General features: G+C 72.8%; 5 protein-coding genes. All 5 read left to right on the top strand.

What is annotated here, in order from left to right; genetic code table 11:
* Positions 1-1,859, top strand: a 1,859-nt coding sequence (locus tag ABD52_RS35740; RefSeq protein ID WP_047894650.1) for a DUF1800 domain-containing protein, incomplete at its 5' end; no start/stop codon positions are given.
* A gap of 14 nt (positions 1,860-1,873) precedes the next feature.
* Complete coding sequence (locus ABD52_RS35745; RefSeq protein ID WP_235437663.1) at positions 1,874-3,247, top strand: DUF1501 domain-containing protein; 1,374 nt, start codon at positions 1,874-1,876, stop codon at positions 3,245-3,247.
* Entirely contained in the window at positions 3,244-4,659 is a 1,416-nt protein-coding gene (locus ABD52_RS35750) for a ferric reductase-like transmembrane domain-containing protein (protein ID WP_047894652.1), read from the top strand. The genes ABD52_RS35745 and ABD52_RS35750 overlap by 4 nt, the downstream gene beginning before the upstream one ends.
* Before the next feature lie 14 nt (positions 4,660-4,673).
* A complete protein-coding gene (locus ABD52_RS35755) occupies positions 4,674-5,267 on the top strand; it encodes an FMN-binding protein (protein WP_013287793.1) in 594 nt (197 codons plus the stop codon).
* 74 nt (positions 5,268-5,341) lie between these two features.
* Positions 5,342-6,050 (top strand): FAD:protein FMN transferase (locus ABD52_RS35760; RefSeq protein ID WP_047894653.1); only part of this gene is annotated, 709 nt, incomplete at its 3' end.

The following is a 6,050-nucleotide window of genomic DNA, read 5'->3' on the forward strand; positions in this document are numbered from 1 at the left end:
CGTCCAGGTCGGGCAGTCCACCACCGGGCGGCGGGTACGGCCCGCCGCCCGGTGGTGGACTGCCCGACCTGGACGACGACGGCGACGAGGCCCCGAAGCGGGGCCGGCGCCGGGCGCTGGCCACCCTCGGCGGTGCCGTGGTGGTCGCCGGTGGCGCCGCCCTGGCCATGTCCCCGCAGGTGCGCGGCCTGTTCAGTGACGCGCCGGCCGGTGACGCCACCGGTACGGTGACCACCGACGGCAACGCGGCCCGGCCCAGCGGCCAGCAGCCGAGCACGGTACGGACCTACACCGAGCAGAACGAGAGCTACATGGGCTCCCGGGCCGGCGAGGCGCTCAAGCGCAACGCGCCGTCCGGTGGCCGGCTCTACGGCAGCCCGGCCGCCGCCGCCGAGGCGACCAAGGTGACTGTGAAGACGGTCCTCGCCAAGGACCCGATCCGGCACCTCGCCACCCGCACCACGTTCGCCGCCACCCCGAAGGTGATGGCCGACATCAAGCGGCTCGGCATCGACGACTGGCTGCGCCAGCAGCTCGAACCGGAGAAGATCGCCCCGACGAAGGCCGAGCTGAAGCTGGCCGAGCTGCAGTCGCTCAAGCTCAGCCCGACGCAGCTGCGCGACCAGCGCGAGCAGCTCAACGAGAAGGGCGTCGACCCGGCCCGCGAGACGGTGGACGCCACCATCGCCCGGCAGATCTGGTCGGACCGGCAGCTGTTCGAGGTGATGGTCGACTTCTGGAACGACTTCCTGCACGTCGCCGCCGACTTCGACGGCGGGGAGAACTACCGCAACGCGTTCGACCGGGACGTCATCCGCAAGCACGCGCTGGGCAGCTACCCGGAGATGCTCGTCGCCGCGAACAAGCACCCGGCGCTGCTGCTCTACCTGAACCAGGTCGACTCGCGCAAGGACGCGGTCAACGAGAACCTGGCCCGGGAGAACCTGGAGCTGTACTCGGTCGGCGTCGACGGCGGCTACACCGAGAAGGACGTCCGTCAGGCTGCGCTGCTCCAGACCGGACGGGGTGTCGCCGACGGCAAGTACAAGTTCTTCGCCGAGCGGCACTACCTCGGCAAGGTGAAGATCCTCGGGTTCAGCCACGCCAACAACTCCGACGACCCGGTGGCCGCCGACAAGGTCATCGACTCGTACATCCGCTACATCGCGATGCACCCGTCGACCGCCCGGTACGTGGCACAGAACCTCGCCACCCGGTTCGTCTCCGACACCCCGCCGAAGTCCGTGGTGGACCGGCTCGCGAAGGCGTACACCACGAACAAGGGACAGATCCGGCCGGTGCTGGCGACGCTGTTCAGCTCCTCGGAGTTCTGGGCGGCGATCGGCCAGAAGGTACGCCGCCCGATGGAGTACCTGGTCGCCACGTACCGGGTGCTCGGCGTCTCGCCGGACGCGGCCCCCGGCTTCACCGGCGACAACCGGCGCACCCCGTTCGCGCAGGGCCTGCGGCAGATCCAGGACAAGATGCGCGAACTCGGCCAGTACCCGATGGGCAAGCCCACCCCGGACGGCTACGCCGACGTCTACCTGGCCTGGACCTCGGCCGGGACGATGATCGACGGCTGGAACGAGGCCGGTGACCTGATCGGCGGCTGGCGCAAGCAGTTCACTTTCGTCAAGCCGGAGAAGCTGGTCGCGAAGCCGCCGGCCACCGCCGGGGCGTACGTGGACGCGCTGGCCCAGCGGCTGGTGCAGCAGAAGCTCAGCGCCAAGGAGAAGAAGCTCGTGCTCGCCGTGGCCGGTGTGGCCGAGAGCGCCAAGGTCGACGCCACCTTCAACGGGGCCATCGCCGCTGTCGCGCGGACGATCCTCGCGTCCCCCCAGCACCACCTCCGGTGAGGCATTCGATGGAGATGACCGTGAACCCGTACCCCCTGCACCCCGAGTGCCCCGACCTGCGGCGGCTGGCCGACAACCCGGCCGAGGCGCTGCTGCGCGCGGAGGCGGACATCGTCGCGGCCGAGAACGCGGCCGAGGCCGACCGGTACCGCCGGCTGGAGGAGATCGAGGAGGCGCAGCAGGACGGCCGGGGCGTCACCCGGCGTACCTTTGTCGCCGGTGCCGCCGCGACCGCTACCGCGCTCGCGACGGCGCAGTTCGTCACCACCTCGGCGTCGTTCGCCGCGACCAAGACCGGCACGCTGATCCACGTCTTCCTCTACGGCGGGCTGGACGGGCTGAGCCTTGTCGCACCGGCCGACGACCCGGTGCTCGCCAAGGCACGCCCCGACCTGCTGCTCGGTGACGACTCGCTGGCGCTGGCCCGCGGGTTCAAGCTCACCAGCGCGTTCGCGCCGCTGGACAAGTGGCTCAAGGCCGGGCAGCTCGGCTTCGTGCCGGCCGTGTCCGACCCGCGCCTGTCGCGCAGCCACTTCCAGGCCGCCGACGCGTGCAACCTGGGCGGCCTGCCGGGCGAGACCGGCGGCCGGGGCTGGCTGGACAGCCTGGTCGACTCGCTCGGCAAGGGCACCGCGTTCCGCAGCGTCGGCATCGGCAGCACGCTGCCCCGCTCGCTCGTCGGCGTGAACGGCGCGATCTCCCTCAACAGCGTCGGCGACCTGCGGCTCAACGGCGACGACAAGTTCCGGGCGGCCACCGAGAAGGCGATCCGCGGCCTGTTCACCGGCATCAACCACCCGGTCGAGGAGGCGGTGCAGGAGGGGATGGGCGCGCTGGCCACCGCGCAGAAGCTCGCCGCCAAGCCGTACGCCGCCGCCGAGGGCGTCGAGTACCAGGGCGTCGGGAACGCGTTCAAGCAGCTCGCCCAGCTCATCAAGGGCGGCGCGAACGTGCGGGTGGCGACGGTCGGCATGGGCGGCTACGACACCCACGAGAACCAGGGCACCCGCGAGGGCGGCCAGCTCTGGCGGCGGCTCAACGAACTCGCAGGCGCGATGGCCGCGTTCTTCACCGATCTGGGCGACCGGGCGGCGGACGTGACCATCATGGTGTCCAGCGAGTTCGGCCGCCGGGTCGGCTCGAACGGCGGCGGCACCGACCACGGGCACGGCGGCGTGGTCACCGTGCTGTCCGGCCGCAAGCTGGCCGGTTCGCTGCTCGGCACCTGGAACGGACTGGACAAGCTGGACAGCGGCGACGTGCCGGAATACAACAACATGTTCAACGTCTACGGATCGGTCGCGCAGGGACGCTTCGGCCTGACCACCGCCCAGGTGGACAAGGTCTTCCCCCGGCAGAAGTTCACCCCGGTCAAGATCTACGCGTGACGTACCAGGACACCCGCGCCGCCGGCCGTCGTACCGGGCATCCCGCCCCGTACGGCGGCCGTCCGGCTGCCCCCGTACCCCCGGGTCGTCCGCGCCGCGGACCCGGCGGCCGGCGGGCGCTCGCCGTGCTCTTCTGGCTGGGCCTGGTCGCCGCGGTCCTGCCGTGGTGGCTGGACACCCCGGCCGGATCGCTCGCCGACACCGCCGACCTGCTCACCGCCGGTGGCCGGATCACCGGGCTGCTCGCCGGCTACCTGCTGCTGGTCCAGGTGCTGATGATGAGCCGGCTCGGCGTGCTGGAACGCGCGCTCGGCGGCGAGCGGATCTCCCGGCTGCACCGGGACCTCGGCGCGACGCTGCTGGTGGCGGTGCTCGCGCACATGTCGCTGCTGGTGGTCGGCTACTCCCGCCAGGAACGCAAGACGGTGCTCGGCGAGGTCGGCGCGCTGCTGACCGACTACGAGGACATGGTCTCCGCGTTCGTCGCCGCGGGCATCCTGGTCGCTGTCGCGTTCACCGCGGTACGCGCGGTGCGGCGCCGCCTGCCGTACGAGCTGTGGCACCTGCTGCACGCCGCCAGCTACCTCACGCTGCTGCTCGGGTACGCGCACCAGTTCAGCAACGGCGCGCAGCTCTACGAACCCGGTCCGGTGCGTACCGGCTGGATCGCCGCGTACCTGCTGGTCGTGGCCGCGCTGGTGTGGGGCCGGATGCTCGCCCCGCTGGTGTTCAACCTGCGGCACCGGCTGCGCGTCGCCGACGTGGTGGCGGAGAGCCCGGACACCGTCTCGGTCTACCTGACCGGGCAACGGCTCAACCAGATCGACCTGCTCGGCGGCCAGTTCTTCCGCTGGCGCTTCCTCAACCCCGGCTGCTGGTGGCAGTCGCACCCGTTCTCCGTCTCCGCCGCCGCCAACGACAGGTGGCTGCGGATCACCGTCAAGGTCGTCGGCGGGTACACCGCCGAGCTGCGCGACCTCACGCCCGGCACCCGGGTCTGGGCGCAGGGCCCCTCCGGTACGTTCACCGCCGCGCACCGCACCCGGGAACGGGCGCTGCTCATCGCCGGGGGCAGCGGCATCGCGCCGCTGCGGGCGATGCTGGAGGAGCTGCCGCCCGGCGCGGCGCTGATCTACCGGGCGCGTACCCCCGCCGACGTGCTGCTGCACCAGGAGCTGGACTGGCTCGCGCATGCCCGGCAGACCTCCGTCTGGTACGTCGTCGGCCGCCGCGACGACCCCGGCCCCCGCCAGGTGATGAACCCCGAGGGCCTGCGCCGGCTCGTGCCCGACCTGACCCGCCGCGACGTCTACCTGTGCGGCCCCGGCGGTCTGGTCGACGAGGCGGTCGCCGCGCTGCGTGCGGCAGGCGTGCCCCGCCGCCAGATCCACCTGACCGCGTTCGAGCTGTAGGAGAGGCACCGCCCATGCGTCGCGCGCTGCTCGCGATCACCGGACTGGCCGCCGGTACCACCGCACTGGTGGTGCTCAAGGGCGCGCCGGGCGCCGGGCAGGCCGGAGCGGACGTACCGGCCGCGCTGGCCCCGGTCGCCCCGGGCGGCTCCGCCGCGCCCGAGCCGCCCTCGCCCACCGGCTCCGCGCCCGGCGTCACCCCGTCGCCGCGCGCCTCGTCGAAGCCGACCCCGAAGCCGTCCGCCGACCGCAGCGCGGCCAGCCGCGGTGGCACCCGCACGCGCACCACACCGGCCGCGCCGCGGACCACCACCAGCGCGCCCAAGGCCACCACCCGCACGGTGACCGGGCCGTCGGTCACCTACGAGTACGGCTCGCTCCAGGTCCGGATCACGCTCAGCGGAAGCCGGATCGTCGACGCCACGGCGATCGGACTGCCGCTGGGCGGGCAGTCCGGGCAGCGCAGCGACGACGTGCAGGCCCGCTACAGCGGCACCTCCGGCGAGGTCGTGGCCCGGCAGAGCGCCAACCTGAGCACCGTGTCCGGAGCCACCTACACCAGCACCGCGTACAAGCAGTCGCTGCAGGCCGCGCTGGACAAGGCGTGACCGTGCCGGCTCATGCCGGTGCCGTCGGTCCCGGTCCGTCCGCCCGGCGCGGCCTTCGCCGGGTCGAACACATCATGGGTACGGCGATCAGCCTCGACCTGGCCGACGACCTGCCCCCGGAGACCCTGCACGAACTGGCCGAGGACACGTTCGGCTGGCTGCGCGAGGTGGACGCGCGGTTCAGCACGTACCGCGACGACAGCGAGGTGTGCCGGATCGACCGGGGCGAGCTGCGGGCCGCCGACGCCTCCGCCGACCTGCGGGCCGTGCTGGCCGCCTGCGCCGACCTGTGGACCGCCACCGACGGGTTCTTCGACGCGTACGCGACCGGTCGCCTCGACCCGTCCGGCTACGTCAAGGGCTGGGCGGCGCAGGTCGCCTCGGACCGGCTGGTGGCCGCGGGCGCGCCGAACCACTGCGTGAACGCGGGCGGCGACGTGCGCGTACGCGGCCACGACGCGGCCGGTGAGCCGTGGCGGATCGGGGTGCGGCATCCGTGGGACGCGGCGGCGACCTGTCTGGTGCTGACCGGCACCGACATGGCGGTCGCCACCTCGGGCGTGTACGAGCGCGGCCACCACGTGCTGGACCCGCGCCGGGGCGTACCGGCGACGGGTTTGCGCTCGGTGACTGTGGTGGGTCCGGACCTGGGCGTGGCCGACGCGTATGCGACAGCGGCGGTGGCGATGGGCGCATCGGGCCTGGCCTGGCTGGACCGCCTACCGTCCCCCTGGCAGCACGCCGTGGTCACGGACGAGGCACACCAACACCACTCCCGAACCC

Source organism: Micromonospora sp. RV43 (genome assembly GCF_001029515.1).
In the GTDB taxonomy this organism is placed as follows: domain Bacteria; phylum Actinomycetota; class Actinomycetes; order Mycobacteriales; family Micromonosporaceae; genus Micromonospora; species Micromonospora aurantiaca.